The following is an 18317-nucleotide window of genomic DNA, read 5'->3' as shown; positions in this document are numbered from 1 at the left end:
GAAGCCCCCGCCTTACATTGCAAGGCGGGGGCTCGGTGTTACTTACTTCTCTTTGGCCGGAGCGTCGTCACCGGAAGCCTCCGACGCGGCCGCGTCGGCCGCCTCGGCATCCCCGGTGGCCTCGGCATCCCCGGTGGCCTCGGCATCCCCGGTGGCCTCGGCGGCCTCGGCCGGCTCGGCGGTCACCACGGGCTCGGCGGCCTCGGCAGCCGCTTCGGCCGCGACTTCCGCCGCCACCGCGGCCGACGTCTCCGCCGACTCCGCGAGCACCTCGTCGGCCACCAGCTCCGCCGCCTCCTTGGCGACGGTCAGCAGCACGGTGTCCTGCGGGGCCTGGTCCGCGAAGTTCTCCGGGTGGTGGCAGGCGACCTGCTGGCCGGGCCGCAGCTCGACGAGGGCCGGCTCGGTGGTCTTGCAGACCTCGGTCGCCTTCCAGCACCGGGTGTGGAAGCGGCAGCCGCTCGGCGGCGAGATCGGCGAGGGCACGTCGCCCTTGAGCAGGATCCGCTCGCTCTTGGCGTTCTTGCGCCGCGGGTCCGGGATCGGCACCGCCGACATCAGCGCCTTGGTGTACGGGTGCATCGGCGACTTGTAGAGCAGGTCGCGGTCGGCCAGCTCCACGATCTTGCCGAGGTACATCACCGCGATGCGGTCCGAGACGTGCCGGACGACCGAGAGGTCGTGCGCGATGATCACGTAGGTGAGGCCGAGCTCCTGCTGGAGGTCGTCGAGCAGGTTGACGACCTGCGCCTGGATCGACACGTCCAGCGCCGAGACCGGCTCGTCCGCCACGACCAGCTTCGGGTTCAGCGCGAGCGCGCGGGCGATGCCGATGCGCTGACGCTGACCGCCGGAGAACTCGTGCGGGTAGCGGTTGTAGTGCTCGGGGTTGAGACCCACGACCGACAGCAGCCGCTGCACTTCCTTCTTGATGCCGCCCTCGGGCTCGACGCCCTGGAGCTTGAAGGGAGCGCCGACGATCGTGCCGATGGTGTGACGCGGGTTCAGCGACGAGTACGGGTCCTGGAAGATCATCTGCACATCGCGGCGCAGCGGACGCATGCCGCTCACCCCGAGGTGCGTGATGTCCTTGCCCTGGAACTCGACCTTGCCCGCGGTCGGTTCGAGCAGCCGGGTGATCAGCCGGCCCATCGTGGACTTGCCACAGCCGGACTCGCCCACGACGCCGAGCGTCTCGCCGGAGCGGACCTCGAAGTCGATGCCGTCGACCGCGTGCACCGCCCCGACCTGCCGCTGGAGCAGGCCCTTCTTGATCGGGAAGTGCTTCTGCAGGCCGGTCACCTTCAGCAGGACCTCGCCGGGGGCGGGGTCCTTGGTGAGGGTCGCGCCCTGCGTCGGGCCCTCGGCCTGCGCGGGGATCTTCACCGCTTTCTCGTCGTCACTCACAGCTTCGGCGCAATCTCTTCGGTCCAGATACGCTCCCGCTGCTCCGTGCCCAGGTGGCAGGCGGCCCAGTGCCGGCTGCCGACCTCGGCCAGCTCGGGCCGGACGGTGCGGGTGACGTTGTCCTTCGGGAGGTCCGCGTACGGGCAGCGCGGGTTGAAGGCGCAGCCGGACGGGATGTTGATCAGCGAGGGCGGGGAGCCCTTGACCGGGATCAGGCGCTCCTGCTGCTCACGGTCCAGCCGCGGCATCGAGCCGAGCAGACCCCAGGTGTAGGGGTGCCGGGGCTCGTAGAACACCTTGTCGGCCGGGCCCCGCTCGACGCAGCGGCCGCCGTACATCACCAGGATGTCGTCGGCGAGTTCGGCGACGACGCCCAGGTCGTGGGTGATCACGATGACCGCGGAGCCGAACTCCTTCTGGAGGTCACGGATGAGGTCGAGGATCTGCGCCTGGACGGTCACGTCCAGGGCGGTCGTCGGCTCGTCCGCGATCAGCAGCTCGGGGTTGTTGACCAGCGACATCGCGATCATCGCGCGCTGACGCATACCGCCGGAGAACTCGTGCGGGTAGCTGTCGACCCGCTTGTCCGGCTGCGGGATGCCGACCCGGTCGAGCATCTCGACCGCGCGGCGCTTGGCGGTCTTCTTGTCGACGTCGTGGTGGATCCGGTAGGCCTCCACGATCTGCTGACCGATCGTGTAGTACGGGTGCAGCGCCGACAGCGGATCCTGGAAGATCATCGCCATCTCACGGCCGCGCAGCCTGCGCACGTGGTCCGGGTCGGCGGACAGCAGCTCGGTGCCGTCCAGCCAGATCTCACCGGAGATCTGCGCCTTGCGCTTGCCGTACTGGCCGGCGGTGTGCAGGCCCATGATGCCGAGCGAGGTCACCGACTTGCCGGAACCGGACTCGCCCACGATGCCGAGGGTCTTGCCCTTCTCCAGCTGGAAGCTGAGCCCGTCGACGGACTTGACCAGGCCGTCGTCGGTCGGGAAGTGCACCTTGAGGTCTCGCACTTCGAGGAAGGCGGTCGGCGCGGGCGAGGCGGGGGTGGGCTCGCCCACGGCCGCTCCGCTCTTGCTGAGTTCGGTCATGAGAGCCTCACTCGGGGGTCGATCACGGCGTACAGGATGTCCACCACGAGGTTGGCGACGAGCACCGCCAGAGAAGTGATCAGGGTGACGCCCAGGATGATGGGCAGGTCCTGGTTCTTGATGGCGTTGAGCACCGCCTGACCGAGGCCGGGCAGGTTGAACGCCGTCTCGGTCAGGATCGCACCGCCGATGAGGGCGCCGAGGTCCATGCCGAGCATCGTCAGCAGCGGGGTCATCGTGGAGCGCATGGCGTGCTTGCCGATGACGGTGTGTTCCTTGAGGCCCTTGGCGCGGGCGGTGCGGATGTAGTCCTCGCCCAGGATCTCCAGCATGGTGGCCCGGGTGATGCGGGCGTACATGGCCGCGTACAGGAACGCGAGGGTGACCCACGGCAGGATCATGCCGCCGAACCAGCCGCTGAGACTGTCCTCCAGGGGTACGAACTGCCCGTCGAACAGGTCCAGTCCGTACACGAAGATCGACAGGGCGAGCATGCCGGTGAAGTAGATCGGGAGGGAGACACCCGAGAGCGCGACCACCATCGCGCCGCGGTCCCACAGGCTGCCCCGCTTGAGCGCGGAGAGCACACCCGCCGAGACACCGAAGATCAGCCACAGCACGGCGGCACCGAGCGCGAGCGCCAGGGTCACCGGGAAGCGGTCGGTCAGCACCGGCCAGACGGCCTGCTCACTGCGGAAGGAGTAGCCGAAGCACGGGGCGGCGCAGTGGATGGAATCGCCACCGCCCGTGTAGGTCCGGCCGGCGAAGATGCCCTTGAAGAACTCCCAGACCTGGGCGTAGATCGGGTCGCCCAGGCCCAGCTTCTCGCGCACACCCTCGACGGCGGCAGGGTCGGCCTGCTTGCCCACGAAGCTCAAGGCGATGTCTACGCCAGCCCACTTGGGGATGAGGAAGAAGATGCCGAAGACCACCATGACGATGACCACGAGCATCACTGCGGCGGCGAACAGCCGCCTGATGAGGTAAGCGAGCACAGCTCTCGGCCCGCCGCGGACCGCGGGCCACCGGAGATCTCCCCCACTGTCTTGTGGATGCGGGAGGGGCCCCCAGTGGCCCGCGATCACGCCGCGCCGGCCTTCACCTGCCTTTCGTGCCGTTCGGCGGGTGTGCCGGGACTACTTCTTCGGGTTCTTCAGGCCGAGGTTGACGAAGTCGTACTGACCGCTGTAACCGTCGGTGGTGTAGACGTTCGCCAGGTTGTCCGAGCGCCAGTTGAGGAACCGCTCGAAGACGAAGGGCAGGTAGTACGCGCCCTCCATCACCTTGTGGTTGATCTCCGTGGCGATCTTGGTCTTGCCGGCGTCGTCCAGCGTGGTGACGTACGACGAGAACAGACCGTCGATCGTCTTGTCGTTGATGAGCGCGTAGTTGTTGTTACCGCTCTCGGAGATGTACTTGCTGTTCCACAGCGGCAGACCGAAGCCCTGGACGGACGGGAAGTCGGGACCCCAGCCCATGATGATGATGCCGTAGCCCTTCTTCTTCACGTTCGAGGGGCTGCCGATGATGCCGGCGGTCTGCGAGCCGTCGTACTGGTCGATCTCGGCGGTGATGCCGATCTTCTTCAGCGACGCCTGGAGGGACTGGGCGGTGGCCACCTCGACCGGCTTGTTGTTACGCACCGCGATGGTGGTCTTGAAGCCGTTCGGCTGACCGCAGGCCTTCAGGGCCTCCTTGGCCTTGGCCTCGTTGCCGCTCTTGTTGGCGCCGGAGATCTCGTACGGGTCGTACTTCTGGCCCTCGGCACCCGGGACGGACGGCGGCAGCATGTTGGTGCCGATGTCACCACCGGCGACCGGACCGCCGCGGGCGGTCTGGAGCGACACGTGGTCGGCGCCGAGGATGACGGCCTTGCGGCACTCGATGTTGTTGAACGGCGCGACGCTCTGCGGGAAGACCGCGTAGCGGACGTAACCGGTGACCGGGTTGTCCAGGTTGGCCTTGTGCTGCTTCAGGGCGGTGGTGCGGCCCTGCGGCGACATGCCGGTCTGGTTCAGGTCGAGGTCCAGGTCACCGCTGATCAGACGCTGGTCGAGCTGGTTGGCGTCCGAGAAGAACTGGATGGTGATCTGGTCCGGGTAGGCCTTGCGGATCGGGTCCGAGGCCTGCTTCCAGGAGGTGTTGCGGACCAGCTTGAGGTCCTTGCCCGGGCTGTAGGACGCGAACTTGTACGGGCCCGAGGAGAACGGCTTCAGGCCGTACTTGGACTTGGTGTCCATGTCCTGGCGGACCGGCGAGGCCGAGACCAGGGCCAGCATCTCCTCGAAGTCCGAGTTGGCCTGCGGGAGGTGGAAGACGATGGTCTTGTCGTCGGGCGTGTCGATCGCCTTCAGACCCAGCTTGTCCGCGGACGTGTCCTTGTACGGGCCCTTGTACTCGCCCTTGGGGTCCAGCACGTCCTTCAGGTACGTCGGACCGCCGGACAGCACGTCCTGCGCCCACACGCGCTCGATGCCGTACTTCACGTCCTTGGACGTGATCGGCTTGCCGTCCTCCCACGTGACGCCGTCACGCAGGGTGTACGTGTAGGTCTTGCCGTCGTCCGTGACCTTCGCGGTCTCGGTGGCGAGGTCCGGAGTGACCTCGGCGCCCGCGGCGCCCGGCTCGGCCTTGTTGGTGACGAGCTGACGGCTGTAGTAGCGGGCGAAGTTCCACATCATGCCGTAGTAGCCACGCGTGGTGTCCCACGAGTCGGCGTCCTGCGCGGCACCGAACTTCAGCGTGCCGCCCTTCTTGGCGGCGGAGGCCTGGGCGACCTTGTTGTTCGCGGCGTCGAAGCCGGCGGCACCGGAGCTCGAGCCCTTGTCGCCGTCGTCTCCACCGCCGCCGCACGCCGCCGTGGTCAGCAGCGCGGCGACCGCGGCAGCAGCGGCAAATGCCTGCTTCCGCCGCCCTGAGGTGCGTTGGGTAGTCACGATCTCGGATCCTCCGGATAGATGAGAGATACCCCGTGTGAAGACCACGGGACGGTTGGGGCGCCGTGTGTTCGGCGGTTCTGCGGCTCGCTGTGTTCGCGGATCCCCGTCGGGGCGGATCAGCGGGAGGCCTTCGGGTCCAGCGCGTCCCGGACGCCGTCACCGAAGAGGTTGAAGGCCAGCACGGTGATGAAGATCGCCACACCCGGGACCACCATGTACATGGGGTCGGACTCGTAGTAGTCGATCGCGCTCGAGAGCATCTGCCCCCACGAGGCGGTGGGCGGCTTGACACCGACGCCCAGGAAGCTGAGCGCCGCCTCGGTGAGGATGTTGGTGGGGATCATCATCGTCGTGTACACGACGATCGGGGCGACCAGGTTGGGCAGCAGTTCCTTGAACAGGATGTACAGCCGACCCGCGCCCAGCGATCGGGCGGCCTCGACGTACTCGCGCTCGCGCAGCGAGAGCGTCTGGCCGCGCACCACGCGTCCGATGTAGGGCCAGCCGAAGAAGCCGATGACCAGGATCATCACGAAGACACGCACGCTCGAACCGGAGAGGCCGAGCAGGTCGTTCGGCATGACGGAGACCAGCGCGATGATGAAGAGCAGCTGCGGGAAGGCGAGCAGACCGTCCATCACCCGGCTGATGAGGGAGTCGACCCAGCCGCCGAAGAAGCCGGCGAGGATGCCCAGCACCGTTCCGAGGATCACCGCGACCACGGCCGACAGGAAGCCGACCAGCAGCGAGATCCGGGCGCCGTAGAGGATGCGGGCGAAGATGTCGCGGCCGTTGACCGGCTCGACACCGAGCAGGTGGTCGCCGCTGACGCCGCCCAGGGAGCCCGTGGGCGTGCCGAAGAGCGGGTCGATGAGGCTCTCGTGGTACTCGTTCGGGTCCTGCCCGAGCAGCCCGGTGATGACCGGCGCGAGAAGCGCGACCACGACCAGGACGAGCACGACGACGCCGCCCGTGAGGGCGAGCTTGTCCCGCTTGAGGCGCTCCCAGGCGATCCGGCCCAGGGAACGGCCCTGAACGGCCTTGGCGCCGCTGGTGGCGACCGACGCTTCCTCGGCCGCGCTCGGGGCCGCTTCCGCGGTCGGCTCGTGCAATGGTGCCGTCATCTGGCAGGGACCCCTCTCAACCGGCGGTAGCCGGCCCGCACTTGCCGCTGTAGCGGCGTGATCAGTCCGTAATACGCAGGGGATAAGTCCCCTGACGCCGGAGTCTTCAACGGTTTGGCGATCTGTAGCCAGACTTGGCAGTGAATGGATGCGTAAACGTGATCCGGGTAGAGGGGTTCCGTTATCCGGACGGCGGGTAACGGCCCCCGGACACTGACTTATTGGCCCAGATCGGACAAAACCGGTACCAATCGTCGCCATCTACGCGCGAAGACATCCGGCCCCCACCTCGCGGCAGGACCCGATTCGGCCGTCAGTAACGTCCGGTGGGCGGATAGCCGTAGCCGCCGGCGGGAGCCTGGGCCGGGGCAGGTGCGTGCGCCTCGCGGTCGTAGAAGGGCCGGGCGGTGGCGCGCATCCACATCACGACGGGGTCGTACTCGTCCGTCATGGCGACCGTCGACACCGGCAGCCCGTCCGGCACGGCCCCGATGGACTGCTGCATCATCGCCCGTACGGCGTCCACGGCCTGCGGGGAGGAGTCGTACACGTCGAGCCCGATGGCCAGATAGGGCGCGCCGAGTGCCGGCTGCACCCAGGCGCGACGCAACGCGCGCACCGCCGGGGTACGGTGGGCGTTCTGCGCGAGCAGGGCGTAGAACTGCGGGATCTCGATGCCCGGTTCGGACAGCCGCAGCGGCCCGGCCGGCTGGCGCTCCAGGCCGGTGGCGATCCGGCGCAGGTCCAGCCACGGGATGCCGACCCCGCCGCCGGGGGCGTGCGGGTTCAGCCAGAGGCCGTAGTGGTCGGGGTAGAGGGTGCGGGCCACGTCGAGCCCGTCGACCACCTCGTACGACCTGTTCCAGCCACTCGCGCTGAGTTCCTGGGCGGAGGTGACGCAGGGGGCGTAGCCGTGCCCTTCGACCTCCATGTTTCCGTACTGGGCGTCCGGGGAGCCGGCCTGGCCGTGCCACAGCAGCATCCAGACCTGGCCGGAGGAGGGGGTCGCGAGCGCGCGCAGGAGCGCCTCGTAGGCGTCGTAGCGCCCGGGCGTGACCTGGCGCAGCATGTGCTCGACCGAGCCGGTCGCGGCAGTGCCAGCGCTCACTTTTTATCGCCCCTTCGAGAAGTTGCCCCGCGTCGGAGTCCAGCTTAGGCGCTCCGCCGGTCCGGCCGTTGAGAGCGCGGGGCCCGCTGCGATCGTCGGGCCGCGGATCCCGCGTGGCCGGGCGTGCCCCGCGGCACAGCCGCACCCGGACACGGCCCCGTGCCCCTCGGGCGGGTTCACCGGTCCCTCGTGTAGAAGGGGCGGACGCGGGCTCTCAGCCAGTCGCCCACCGGGTCCTGGGCGACGTCCAGAAGGACCAGGTTGACCGGCCAGGGGGCCGAGGTCCTGCCCAGAGCCCTGCCCAGGGCCTCCAACGGCAGGGCCCTCAGGTCGCCTTCCAGCCGGGAGAGTTCCACTCCCACGAACATCACCGGGTCCGCCGTCTCGATGGCGGCCAGGCAGCGGCGGGCCGTGCGGACCACGCCCGTGGCCTCGAACTCGGCCGAGGCCGCGGCCAGGAAGTCCATCGGGTCGTCCTGCCAGTCGGGCTCGTACAGACGGACCCGGCCGCCGGCCGCGGTGCCGTCCAGCGGAGTGCGGCCCGCCCGGCAGAGCTCGGCCACGGCGGGCGGGGGCAGCGGGACGCCGACCACACCGTCCGGGTTCACCAGGATGCCCACCTGCGGGGGCAGTCCCCGGGCGAACTCCACCGCCGGCGCGATCGTGAACGACATGTGCGAGCCGACGACCTGCCGGAACTGCTCCTCGGAGCTGAAGACCGGCACGTACACCTGGCCCTCGATCTCCATCGTGGGCAGGTCGAGGGGGCCGCTGTGCGGGCCGCCGCCGCCGGGCAGCGGCACCCAGACGAAGCTGCGTCCGAGCACCTCGACGATCCGGCCGCCGGCTCCCGGCACGCCGAGGGAGACGGAGAGCACCTCCTCCAGCTCGTTGCCGGGCCATCCGCCGTGCGGATGGGGGTGCGCCTGCGCCGGAAAGTCCGCGGAGAAGTCCGTCGGAAAGTTCGCCGGGGGGAAATCCATCTGCCTACCGCCTGCTGAGAACCGCTCACTCCGTTGTGGCTGAAAGGCTAGCGGGTACCGGGGGCCGCGCCCGAGCCCTCAGCCCGTGAACCCGATGCGGCGCAGTGTGTCGGCCGCCGCGCGGTCGAGCAGGACCGCCGAGCCGCAGCCCTGGGGCAGCCGGCCCTTCTCCACCGAGCACGCCAGCCGGGCGGCGGCGTGGCGGTGGCGCAGGAACGCGTACCGGGAGACGCCCCGGCCGCGCTCGCGCTGCCCCTCCAGGGCCGTGTCCGCGGCGACGTCCAGCAGCAGCAGGTGGAGGGTGCCGCCGCGGCGGCGGGCCTCGCGGGCCAGCCAGTCACGGACCCAGGCCTGGGTACCGCAGTCGTGCACGACGACGCCCTCGCCGCTGCGCAGCGCCCGGCGCAGTCCGGCGTAGTGGGCGAGCCGGACCAGGGGGCGGTAGAGGCCGTAGGGCAGGAAGCGGGGGGCACGGGCGTCCCAGCGGTCCCGGGTGTCCTGGGAGTCGACGCGGATGCCCTGCACGGTCCGCCGCATGAGGGTGGACTTGCCGCTGCCGGGCAGACCCGTGACCACGACCAGGTCACGGGGGCCGAAGAGCAGGCCGTGCGGGCTGCGGCCGGCCCGCTCCCGCAGGTCGCGGACGACGGGCGCCGACTGCGGGCCGGCCGCCTCCCGGGCCGGGGCGACGGGCTGCGCGGGCAGCGCGATCCCCGAGCCGGTCGCGAATGCGGTGGGCCTTGCCCTGGTCGACCTGTTCACCGTGATCGTCCTCCCCTGGGGTCAGATGGTGTCCTCATCCCCACCGAGCGTAAAGAGAAGGTAATGCGCCACGCCCGGCGATTTCGTGCGCGTACCGACACAAGCCGGTTACAGATGCGGCCTGCCGTGATCGGGGCGAGCCGTGCAATGATGGCCGCGCCAACTGCATACCGGCCGTTTGAATCCGCGCGGGAGAGTCCTCAGCAGCAGCTTCGCTGGGGCGCCGAAGGAGCAAGTCCCTCCCTTGAATCTCTCAGGCCCCGTTACCGCGCGGGCGAGGCACATCTGAAAAGCGGGCCGCTGTCTCCAGTGGCTCCACCCAAGGTGCAAGTCATGACCGATCCCGTCGCGGGTTGTCATGGCGAACCTCTCAGGTTCCGATGACAGATGGGGAGGAACGACCTCGCCGTGCCGTCATGCCTTGGGAGACGAACGCCCGATGAGCAGTACCGACCCCGCATCCGACCAGACCGCCGCGCAGCGCCACACCGCCCTCGACGCGGTGCATCGCGCGCTCGGCGCGACGATGACCGACTTCGCCGGCTGGGACATGCCCCTGCGCTACGGCTCCGAGCGCGACGAGCACCACGCCGTCCGCACCCGGGCCGGGCTCTTCGACCTGTCGCACATGGGCGAGATCACCGTCACCGGCCCGCAGGCGGCCGCCCTTCTCGACTTCGCCCTGGTGGGCAACATCGGGGCGGTCAGGAACGGCCGCGCCCGCTACACGATGATCTGCCGGCCGGACGGCGGCATCCTGGACGACCTGATCGTCTACCGGCTGGCCGACACCGAGTTCATGGTGGTGGCCAACGCCTCCAACGCGCAGGTCGTGCTGGACGCGCTGACCGAGCGCGCCGAGGGCTTCGACGCGGAGGTCCGCGACGACCGCGACGCCTACGCCCTGATCGCCGTGCAGGGCCCCGAGTCCCCCGGCATCCTCGCCGCCGTCACCGACGCCGACCTGGACGGCCTGAAGTACTACGCCGGTCTGCCCGGCACCGTCGCCGGCGTTCCCGCCCTCGTCGCGCGCACCGGCTACACCGGCGAGGACGGCTTCGAACTGTTCGTCCGGCCGGAGCACGCCGTCGAGCTGTGGCAGGCGCTGACCAAGGCCGGCGAGGGAGTCGGACTGGTGCCCTGCGGTCTGTCCTGCCGGGACACGCTGCGCCTGGAGGCGGGCATGCCGCTGTACGGGCACGAGCTGAGCACCTCCCTCACCCCGTTCGACGCGGGGCTCGGCCGGGTGGTGAAGTTCGACAAGGACGGCGACTTCGTCGGACGTACGGCGCTGGAGGCGGCCGCCGAGCGCGCCGCCTCGCAGCCCCCTCGCGTCCTCGTCGGCCTGGTCGCCGAGGGCCGTCGGGTCCCGCGCGCCGGGTTCGCCGTCGTCGCCGGCGGCGAGGTGATCGGCGAGGTCACCTCCGGCGCCCCCTCCCCCACTCTCGGCAAGCCGATCGCGATGGCGTACGTCGACGCCGCCCACGCGGCGCCGGGGACCACGGGCGTCGGCGTGGACATCCGAGGCAGCCACGAGCCGTACGAGGTCGTGGCGCTGCCGTTCTACAAGCGCCGGAAGTAGACACTGGGCGCGTTGACGCCCGCCCGCACGTGACCCTGGGCACATTTCCGCTGCTCACGTGCGTTTCCAGCAGTCCCCCCTTCACCAGCACCCTCCCGCGTACAGGAGAATTCAAGCCATGAGCAACCCCCAGCAGCTGCGCTACAGCAAGGAGCACGAGTGGCTTTCGGTCGCCGAGGACGGCGTCTCGACGGTCGGCATCACGGAGCACGCGGCCAACGCGCTCGGCGACGTGGTCTTCGTACAGCTCCCGGAGGTCGGTGACACGGTGACCGCGGGCGAGACCTGCGGCGAACTGGAGTCGACCAAGTCGGTCAGCGAGCTGTACGCGCCGGTCTCCGGCGAGATCGTCGAGGTCAACCAGGACGTCGTCGACGACCCGGCGCTGGTGAACTCCGCCCCCTTCGAGGGCGGATGGCTGTTCAAGGTACGCACGGCGGGCGAGCAGGACGACCTGCTCACCGCCGACGAATACACCGCCTTCACCGCCGGCTGAGGAGTCGTAGACGCATGTCCGTCCTGAACACGCCCCTGCACGAGCTCGACCCGGAGATCGCCGCCGCGGTCGACGCCGAGCTGAACCGCCAGCAGTCCACGCTCGAGATGATCGCCTCGGAGAACTTCGCTCCGCTCGCGGTGATGGAGGCGCAGGGCTCGGTCCTGACCAACAAGTACGCCGAGGGCTACCCGGGCCGCCGCTACTACGGCGGCTGCGAGCACGTCGACGTGGCCGAGCAGATCGCGATCGACCGGATCAAGGAGCTGTTCGGCGCCGAGTACGCCAACGTGCAGCCGCACTCGGGCGCCTCCGCCAACCAGGCCGCCCTGTTCGCGATGGCCCAGCCCGGTGACACGATCCTCGGCCTGGACCTGGCGCACGGCGGTCACCTGACCCACGGCATGCGGCTGAACTTCTCCGGCAAGCAGTTCGACGTGGTCGCCTACCACGTGGACGACGCCGGACTGGTCGACATGGCCGAGGTGGAGCGGCTCGCCAAGGAGCACCGCCCGAAGGTGATCATCGCGGGCTGGTCGGCGTACCCGCGGCAGCTGGACTTCGCGGAGTTCCGCCGGATCGCGGACGAGGTCGGGGCCTTCCTGTGGGTCGACATGGCCCACTTCGCGGGTCTGGTCGCGGCAGGTCTCCACCCGAACCCGGTGGAGTACGCCGACGTCGTCACGTCCACCACCCACAAGACGCTGGGCGGCCCCCGCGGCGGCATCATCCTCGCGAAGAAGGAGTTCGCGAAGAAGCTGAACTCGTCCGTGTTCCCGGGTTTCCAGGGCGGCCCCCTGGAGCACGTGATCGCGGCCAAGGCGGTCTCCTTCAAGGTCGCGGCGAGCGAGGACTTCAAGGAGCGTCAGGCCCGCACGGTCGAGGGCGCGAAGATCCTCGCCGAGCGCCTGACCTCGCCGGACGCCCGCGCGGCCGGGGTGAACGTCCTGTCCGGCGGCACCGACGTGCACCTGATCCTGGTCGACCTGCGCGAGTCCGAGCTGGACGGTCAGCAGGCCGAGGACCGGCTCCACGAGGTCGGCATCACGGTCAACCGCAACGCGGTCCCGAACGACCCGCGCCCCCCGATGGTGACCTCCGGACTGCGGATCGGCACGCCCGCCCTCGCGACCCGCGGCTTCACCGCCGAGGACTTCGCCGAGGTCGCGGACGTGATCGCCGAGACGCTGAAGGCGCCGTCCCCGTTCCCTGCGGCCGACGCGGCGGCGCTCAAGGCCCGGGTCACGGCCCTGGCCGACAGGCACCCGCTGTATCCCGGTCTGGGCAAGTAGTTCCCTTTCCCGGGTGCCGCGCACACTGAGAGGTGTGGGCGGCACCCCGCACCACCCTGCATTGAGGAGTTCCCCGTGGCCATCTCGGTCTTCGACCTGTTCTCGATCGGCATCGGCCCGTCCAGCTCCCACACGGTCGGCCCGATGCGCGCGGCCCGCATGTTCGCCCGGCGGCTGCGGGGCGAGGGTCTGCTGGACTCCGTCGCGTCGGTGCGCTGCGAGCTGTACGGCTCGCTCGGCGCGACCGGCCACGGCCACGGCACGCCGAAGGCGGTGCTGCTCGGCCTGGAGGGCTCCTCGCCGCGCACGGTGGACGTGGAGGGCGCGGACGACCGGGTGGAGCAGATCAAGGTCTCCGGCCGGCTGCGGCTGCTGGACTCGCACGAGATCCCGTTCTCCTACGACGACCACCTGGTCCTGCACCGCCGCAAGGCCCTGCCCTACCACGCCAACGGCATGACGATATGGGCCCACGACGCCCAGGGCGCCGAGCTGCTGGCGAAGACGTACTACTCGGTCGGCGGCGGCTTCGTCGTGGACGAGGACGCGGTCGGCGCGGACCGCATCAAACTCGACGACACGGTCCTGAAGTACCCCTTCCGCACCGGCGACGAGCTGCTGCGGCTGGCGAAGGAGACCGGCCTGTCGATCTCCTCGCTGATGCTGGAGAACGAGCGCGCCTGGCGCACCGAGGACGAGATCCGGGACGGCCTGCTGGAGATCTGGCGGGTGATGCAGGCCTGTGTGTCCCGGGGCATGTCCCGCGAGGGCATCCTGCCCGGCGGCCTGCGGGTCCGCCGCCGGGCGGCCATGACGGCACGTCAACTCCGGGCGGAGGGCGACCCGTTGGCGCTCTCCATGGAGTGGATCACGCTGTACGCGATGGCGGTGAACGAGGAGAACGCGGCCGGCGGCAGGGTGGTGACGGCCCCGACGAACGGCGCGGCCGGCATCATCCCGGCGGTCCTGCACTACTACGTGAACTTCGTGGCCGGCGGCGCCTCCGAGGGGGAGAAGGAGGACGGGGTGGTCCGCTTCCTGCTCGCGGCCGGCGCGATCGGCATGCTCTTCAAGGAGAACGCCTCCATCTCCGGCGCCGAGGTCGGCTGCCAGGGCGAGGTCGGCTCGGCCTGCTCGATGGCGGCGGGCGCGCTGGCCGAGGTCCTCGGCGGCTCCCCCGAGCAGGTCGAGAACGCGGCCGAGATCGGCATGGAACACAACCTCGGCCTGACCTGCGACCCCGTGGGCGGCCTGGTCCAGATCCCGTGCATCGAGCGCAACGGCATGGCCTCGGTGAAGGCGGTCACCGCGGCCAGGATGGCGATGCGCGGCGACGGTTCGCACAAGGTGTCCCTGGACAAGGTCATCAAGACGATGAAGGAAACGGGCGCGGACATGAGCGTCAAGTACAAGGAGACGGCCCGGGGCGGGCTGGCGGTGAACATCATCGAGTGCTGACCCGGCAGCGGGTCGCGGGGACAGGGGAGCTTCGCCGTATGAGCGGGTCGGTCAGCGCTGTCAGCAGCAGCGGGACGTACTCCTTCACCAAGCCGAACCGGGAGAGCGTCACGCTGGTCGCCGGGGTCGGGGTGGTGGGGGACGTGCATGCCGGGGCCACGGTGAAGCACCGGTTCCGGATGGAGAAGGATCCCTCGCAGCCGAATCTGCGGCAGGTGCACCTCATCCACGAGGAGCTGTTCGAGGAGGTGCGTACGGCCGGGTTCGAGGTGGCCGCCGGACAGCTCGGGGAGAACGTGACCACGCGCGGGATCGACCTGCTCGGGCTGCCCACCGGGACGCGGCTGCGGCTCGGCGGACAGGCCGTGGTCGAGGTGACCGGGCTGCGCAATCCCTGCAAGCAGATCGACGACTTCCGCAGGGGCCTGATGAAGCAGGTCGTCGGGCGGGGCCCGGACGGACGGCCGGCCTTCAGGTCCGGGATCATGAGTGTGGTGCTCAGCGGGGGTGTGGTGCGGCCCGGGGACTCGATCACGGTCGAGCTGCCGGACGGACCGCACCACCCCCTGCGGATCGTCTAGGTGACTGATGCGAAGGTGTGAGTGGTCGAGAGAGACCTCACCTGCTCGCGCAGGCTGACACCAGCCGCGTGCACCCACGGCGATCTGCCGCCCGAGCCGGGCCACGGCGATCTGCCGCCCGAGCCGGGCCACTACGGGCGGAGCCCGGCCGGGCGGGTGGGAGCTACGGGAGGCGTGTCGCAGTCCGGATGAGGTCGGCGACGGCCCTGGACCGGCTGTGCGGTGGCCAGGCGATCACGGTGGTCACTGTCGGCGCGTCCAGCACGGGCACGGCGGCGAGGTCACCGTGCGGTTGGGCTCGGCACGACTCCGGTGAGACCGCACAGGCCTGCCGAGCGCGACGAAATGCAACAACTGCGCATGGTCGCGGACCTGCGGGCCTGGGCACCCTCGGCTGGAGCGTCGGCGTCGGCGCCCGCGACGACCGGCGCCGAAGCGTCGCGGTGGAGAAACTGCGCGCCGCGGGCATCGACGCGTTCGCCGTACCGCTGGACGTGACCGACGACGCGAGCGCGAGGGCCGCCGCACGGCTGATCGACGAACAGGCCGGACGCCTCGACGTGCTCGTCAACAACGCCGCCATCGCAGGCGACATGCCCCAGGAGCCCACCCGGATCGACCCCGCCACCATCCACACGGTCGTGGACACCAACGTGATCGGCGTCATCCGCGTCACCAACGCGATGCTGCCGCTGCTGCGCCGCTCCGCCGCACCACGGATCGTGAACATGTCCAGCGGCGTCGGCTCCCTCACCCGGCAGTCAGGACCCGCCGCCGAGCGGACGGCAGGTCCGGTGTCCGCGGCGTACGCGCCGTCGAAGACGTTCCTGAACGCCGTCACCCTCCAATACGCCCGGGAGCTGAGCGGCACGAACATCCTGATCAACACCGGCTGCCCCGGCTACGTCGCCACCGACCTCAACGGCTTCCGCGGCGTGCGCACCCCCGAACAGGGCGCGGCGATCGCCGTCGAACTCGCGACTCTGCCCGACGACGGCCCCACCGGACAGTTCTTCGACGACGCCGGCGCGGTGCCCTGGTGACGTGCACGGCGGCCATCACCCGCCAGGCTGACGGCCGACGAACGGCAGACCCTGCTCGACATGCTCCACGCCGGACCCGGCCTCGGGCGCGAATCGTCAGACACGCCCTGGGCCGGTTCTAGCCGCGGAAGGTGGCCGGGCGTTCCGGGCTCGCCTCGGCGAGGGCCGCGGTGACCGCCTCGGTGCCGGCCCGCAGGCCGTAGACGGGGGTGTCGGGCTGCTGGCGCCATGAGTCGTCGATGCCGCCCGCGTCGACGGTGTCGAAGCCGAGATCGTCGATCAGGGCGCGGACCTTCGCCTTCGCCGCCTCGTCGTCGCCGGCCACCGGGAGCGCCATGCGGTCGGGGTCGCCCGCGGGGAGCGGGCGGTCCAGGATGTCCTGGGCGTAGGTGCCGTTGAAGGCCTTGATCACGGCGTGGCCGATGTGGCGTTCGATCCAGCGGCTCTCGGTGAGGCCCTCGTCCTCGATCTCCGCGATCCGGCCGTCGCGCTGCTGCGGGTAGTAGTTGTTGGTGTCGATGACGGCCACACCGTCGGCCGCGCCGTCCAGGACGCCGGACGGCAGGCCCGGGACGGCCTTGAGCGGAATCGTGACCACCACGACCTCGGCATCGCGCGCCGCCTCCTCGACGGTGACGGGGGTCGCTCCCGTCTCCTCGGCGAGATCCTTGAGCGTCTGCGGGCCGCGGGAGTTCGCGACGGAGACGTCGTGGCCGAGCGCGCTGAGGCGCCGGGTGAGGTTGCCGCCGATGTTGCCCGCGCCGATGATGCCGATCTTCATGAGAGGCCTTGCCTTCCGGGACCGAGACGATTCGGATTCGATGCACATGCATGCACCTGTGGGTCCAACCCCGGCGGGCGGCGGGCTATTCCGGCTCCGCGACGATCCCTTCGAGATTCTCCGCGGCCCGGCGCCGTCCGTCGATCGGATCCTCCGGTTCCGCCCCGAGGACGGCCGCTTTGAATTCCGGGCCCCCGTCCGCGACACCGCGGACCGGCGCCTCGCGGGCCTCGCGGGCCTCGCGGGCCTCGCGGGCCTCGCGGGCCTCGTCGGCCTCGTCGGCGGTGCCGGGCTCCCGGACGCGCAGTCCGGTCAGGGCCAGGAGGTCGACCAGGCCCTTGGGCGGGGAGGCACCGCACGCCGGACCGTGCGCGTCGAGCGCCGGTCATGAGGAGGGGGCGCCCCGCATCGCGAGGCGCCCCCTTTCCGCTCGTCTCACTTGTTCAGGTGCGCCCAGAACTCGTCGAACGAGAGGAGCTTGTCACCGTCGAGGTCGCGGCTCTTGATGATGACCTCGGCGACCGACTCGGTGACGTTCCAGTCACCCCCCTGGGCCAGGGCGGTCTTGAACTCGGCCGCGGTGACGAAGCCGTCACCGTCCGTGTCGATCCGCTGGAACTCCTTGCGCGCTTCTTCGATGTCGGCCACCGATCCGCCCCTCTTCGTCATGCCTTGCGGTCATACTCGCTGTTCTACTGACGCAGGTCAGGTTAACGGCCCTGGTGAGCGCGGAGTGCGGCGACCACCCAGGAGAACTCCCCGTCGTACGAGGGCTGGCGTCCGACGCCGTTCACGATCGCCGACAAGTGGCGGTACCGGGCGACCCGTACGTTGGAGGCGGCGGTCAGCCGGTCCAGGACGGCGGCCCGGTCGGCGTCGCCCAGCAGGTCCCGCAGGAGTTCCCCGGCCGCCGGGTCGCCGGGGGCGACGCCCTGCCGCAGCGCCTCGCCGCCGAGCCGCACGAGACGGCTCATGAACCACAGGGAGGTGCCGGCCGGGACGTCCGGCCCGCGGTCCGCCGCGTTGAACTCGACCATCGTGCGCATCAGCACCCGGAACTCCGGGTCCTGGATCAGCTCGGCCGGGTCCACCCAGGCGTCCACCTGTTCGGGAGCGGGATCGTCCGGCAGGTCCGCCGCGGCGAACCGCAGCCGGGTGCGGATGTCGGGGTCGGCGGTGTCGACGCCGTCGAAGATCTCCGCCGTGAAGTCGTCGAGAAGCCGTTTGCGTTCGGCCGCCGACAGCCGGGCCAGTCTGTTCATCAGGGTCATCTCCTCCGCGGTCGAGCCGCGTCGCGCCACGGACGACAGCACGGCCCGGGTCACCTTCAGCGCTCCGATCTGCGCGTCCAGCGCCGTCACGTGCGCCGCCGCGACCTCCGCGACCGTCCGCTCCCCGGCCAGCACCCGGCGCACGTCGGCCAGACCGAGGCCCAGCTCGCGCAGGGTGCGGATCAGTTCGAGACGGGCGGCGGACTCGGCGTCGTAGAGGCGGTAGCCGCCGGCCGAGCGGGCCACCGGGGTCAGGACGCCCTCGTCGGACCAGTAGCGGATGGTGCGCACGGTCAGTCCGGTGGAGCGGGCCGGCTCTCCGATGGTGAAAAGTCCGGTGCCGTCGTCGATCATGTGTGCGAGTGTGGGCCTTCCAGTGGGTGGAGACTCAAGGCG

18 protein-coding genes and 2 riboswitches are annotated in these 18317 nt (G+C 70.2%); of the genes, 7 read left to right on the top strand and 11 right to left on the bottom strand.

The features are described from left to right. Positions 1–42: 42 nt before the first annotated feature. The 8 genes from QQM72_RS01560 to QQM72_RS01525 all read right to left on the bottom strand — a co-directional run bounded on the left by QQM72_RS01560 (position 43) and on the right by QQM72_RS01525 (position 9423). Positions 43–1407, bottom strand: coding sequence for an ABC transporter ATP-binding protein (locus tag QQM72_RS01560; protein WP_314218960.1), 1365 nt, complete (start codon positions 1405–1407; stop codon positions 43–45). Next, on the bottom strand, positions 1404–2501 hold the full coding sequence (locus tag QQM72_RS01555) for an ABC transporter ATP-binding protein (RefSeq protein ID WP_314218959.1): 1098 nt from the start codon (positions 2499–2501) through the stop codon (positions 1404–1406). The genes QQM72_RS01560 and QQM72_RS01555 overlap by 4 nt, the downstream gene beginning before the upstream one ends. Then, a complete protein-coding gene (locus tag QQM72_RS01550) occupies positions 2498–3496 on the bottom strand; it encodes an ABC transporter permease (protein ID WP_314218958.1) in 999 nt (332 codons plus the stop codon). The genes QQM72_RS01555 and QQM72_RS01550 overlap by 4 nt, the downstream gene beginning before the upstream one ends. A gap of 141 nt (positions 3497–3637) precedes the next feature. After that, positions 3638–5437 (bottom strand): ABC transporter substrate-binding protein, encoded by a 1800-nt coding sequence (locus tag QQM72_RS01545; protein ID WP_314218957.1) that lies wholly within the window; start codon positions 5435–5437, stop codon positions 3638–3640. 119 nt (positions 5438–5556) lie between these two features. After that, positions 5557–6564 carry an ABC transporter permease gene (locus tag QQM72_RS01540; RefSeq protein WP_314218956.1) on the bottom strand — a complete coding sequence of 336 codons (1008 nt, stop codon included), beginning with the start codon at positions 6562–6564 and terminating at the stop codon, positions 5557–5559. Positions 6565–6877: 313 nt separating this feature from the next. Continuing rightward, on the bottom strand, positions 6878–7633 hold the full coding sequence (locus tag QQM72_RS01535) for an enhanced serine sensitivity protein SseB C-terminal domain-containing protein (RefSeq protein WP_314219162.1): 756 nt from the start codon (positions 7631–7633) through the stop codon (positions 6878–6880). A gap of 215 nt (positions 7634–7848) precedes the next feature. After that, positions 7849–8655 carry an enhanced serine sensitivity protein SseB gene (locus QQM72_RS01530; protein WP_314218955.1) on the bottom strand — a complete coding sequence of 269 codons (807 nt, stop codon included), beginning with the start codon at positions 8653–8655 and terminating at the stop codon, positions 7849–7851. Positions 8656–8733: 78 nt separating this feature from the next. Next, on the bottom strand, positions 8734–9423 hold the full coding sequence (locus QQM72_RS01525) for an AAA family ATPase (RefSeq protein WP_314219161.1): 690 nt from the start codon (positions 9421–9423) through the stop codon (positions 8734–8736). A gap of 173 nt (positions 9424–9596) precedes the next feature. Beyond that, positions 9597–9696: riboswitch (glycine riboswitch) on the top strand. Next, positions 9697–9814: riboswitch (glycine riboswitch) on the top strand. A gap of 42 nt (positions 9815–9856) precedes the next feature. On the opposite strand from QQM72_RS01525, the gene gcvT reads away from it, so the two are divergent. From gcvT to QQM72_RS01495, 6 genes are all read left to right on the top strand, one after another. Continuing rightward, complete coding sequence (gene gcvT / locus QQM72_RS01520; protein WP_314218954.1) at positions 9857–10999, top strand: glycine cleavage system aminomethyltransferase GcvT; 1143 nt, start codon at positions 9857–9859, stop codon at positions 10997–10999. A gap of 118 nt (positions 11000–11117) precedes the next feature. Beyond that, positions 11118–11495 carry a glycine cleavage system protein GcvH gene (gene gcvH, locus QQM72_RS01515; RefSeq protein ID WP_020131386.1) on the top strand — a complete coding sequence of 126 codons (378 nt, stop codon included), beginning with the start codon at positions 11118–11120 and terminating at the stop codon, positions 11493–11495. Positions 11496–11509: 14 nt separating this feature from the next. Further along, on the top strand, positions 11510–12787 hold the full coding sequence (gene glyA, locus QQM72_RS01510) for a serine hydroxymethyltransferase (RefSeq protein ID WP_314218953.1): 1278 nt from the start codon (positions 11510–11512) through the stop codon (positions 12785–12787). A 75-nt stretch (positions 12788–12862) separates the two neighbouring features. Continuing rightward, positions 12863–14245 (top strand): L-serine ammonia-lyase, encoded by a 1383-nt coding sequence (locus QQM72_RS01505; protein ID WP_314218952.1) that lies wholly within the window; start codon positions 12863–12865, stop codon positions 14243–14245. A gap of 38 nt (positions 14246–14283) precedes the next feature. Then, positions 14284–14826, top strand: coding sequence for an MOSC domain-containing protein (locus tag QQM72_RS01500; RefSeq protein WP_314218951.1), 543 nt, complete (start codon positions 14284–14286; stop codon positions 14824–14826). 188 nt (positions 14827–15014) lie between these two features. Further along, entirely contained in the window at positions 15015–15869 is an 855-nt protein-coding gene (locus QQM72_RS01495) for an SDR family NAD(P)-dependent oxidoreductase (RefSeq protein ID WP_314218950.1), read from the top strand. Positions 15870–15987: 118 nt separating this feature from the next. On the opposite strand, the gene QQM72_RS01490 is transcribed toward QQM72_RS01495, so the two are convergent. After that, entirely contained in the window at positions 15988–16650 is a 663-nt protein-coding gene (locus QQM72_RS01490) for an NADPH-dependent F420 reductase (RefSeq protein WP_314218949.1), read from the bottom strand. Between QQM72_RS01490 and QQM72_RS01485 the strand changes: the two genes are divergently transcribed. Beyond that, positions 16634–17041, top strand: coding sequence for a hypothetical protein (locus QQM72_RS01485; RefSeq protein WP_314218948.1), 408 nt, complete (start codon positions 16634–16636; stop codon positions 17039–17041). The genes QQM72_RS01490 and QQM72_RS01485 overlap by 17 nt on opposite strands. A 44-nt stretch (positions 17042–17085) precedes the next feature. Here QQM72_RS01485 and QQM72_RS01480 read toward each other — a convergent pair whose 3' ends face one another. Together QQM72_RS01480 and QQM72_RS01475 are read right to left on the bottom strand one after the other, a co-directional pair. Continuing rightward, entirely contained in the window at positions 17086–17298 is a 213-nt protein-coding gene (locus QQM72_RS01480) for an EF-hand domain-containing protein (RefSeq protein WP_314219160.1), read from the bottom strand. 62 nt (positions 17299–17360) lie between these two features. Next, positions 17361–18275 carry a helix-turn-helix domain-containing protein gene (locus tag QQM72_RS01475; RefSeq protein WP_314218947.1) on the bottom strand — a complete coding sequence of 305 codons (915 nt, stop codon included), beginning with the start codon at positions 18273–18275 and terminating at the stop codon, positions 17361–17363. Positions 18276–18317: the final 42 nt, after the last annotated feature.

This window comes from Streptomyces zaehneri, assembly GCF_032248645.1.
Lineage (GTDB): Bacteria > Actinomycetota > Actinomycetes > Streptomycetales > Streptomycetaceae > Streptomyces > Streptomyces coriariae.
Note: the sequence above shows the minus strand (reverse complement) of the source record. Positions and strands in the feature narration are given on the sequence as shown.

Excerpts from the sequence above, each read along its gene's own strand:
- QQM72_RS01555 (WP_314218959.1), bottom strand. The coding sequence starts at position 2,501 with ATGACCGAACTCAGCAAGAGCGGAGCGGCCGTGGGCGAGCCCACCCCC.
- QQM72_RS01540 (WP_314218956.1), bottom strand. The coding sequence starts at position 6,564 with ATGACGGCACCATTGCACGAGCCGACCGCGGAAGCGGCCCCGAGCGCG.
- QQM72_RS01535 (WP_314219162.1), bottom strand. The coding sequence starts at position 7,633 with ATGCTGCGCCAGGTCACGCCCGGGCGCTACGACGCCTACGAGGCGCTC.
- QQM72_RS01530 (WP_314218955.1), bottom strand. The coding sequence starts at position 8,655 with ATGGATTTCCCCCCGGCGAACTTTCCGACGGACTTCTCCGCGGACTTT.
- gcvT (WP_314218954.1), top strand. The coding sequence starts at position 9,857 with ATGAGCAGTACCGACCCCGCATCCGACCAGACCGCCGCGCAGCGCCAC.
- gcvH (WP_020131386.1), top strand. The coding sequence starts at position 11,118 with ATGAGCAACCCCCAGCAGCTGCGCTACAGCAAGGAGCACGAGTGGCTT.
- glyA (WP_314218953.1), top strand. The coding sequence starts at position 11,510 with ATGTCCGTCCTGAACACGCCCCTGCACGAGCTCGACCCGGAGATCGCC.
- QQM72_RS01500 (WP_314218951.1), top strand. The coding sequence starts at position 14,284 with ATGAGCGGGTCGGTCAGCGCTGTCAGCAGCAGCGGGACGTACTCCTTC.
- QQM72_RS01495 (WP_314218950.1), top strand. The coding sequence starts at position 15,015 with ATGAGGTCGGCGACGGCCCTGGACCGGCTGTGCGGTGGCCAGGCGATC.
- QQM72_RS01485 (WP_314218948.1), top strand. The coding sequence starts at position 16,634 with ATGATGCCGATCTTCATGAGAGGCCTTGCCTTCCGGGACCGAGACGAT.
- QQM72_RS01490 (WP_314218949.1), bottom strand. The coding sequence starts at position 16,650 with ATGAAGATCGGCATCATCGGCGCGGGCAACATCGGCGGCAACCTCACC.
- QQM72_RS01475 (WP_314218947.1), bottom strand. The coding sequence starts at position 18,275 with ATGATCGACGACGGCACCGGACTTTTCACCATCGGAGAGCCGGCCCGC.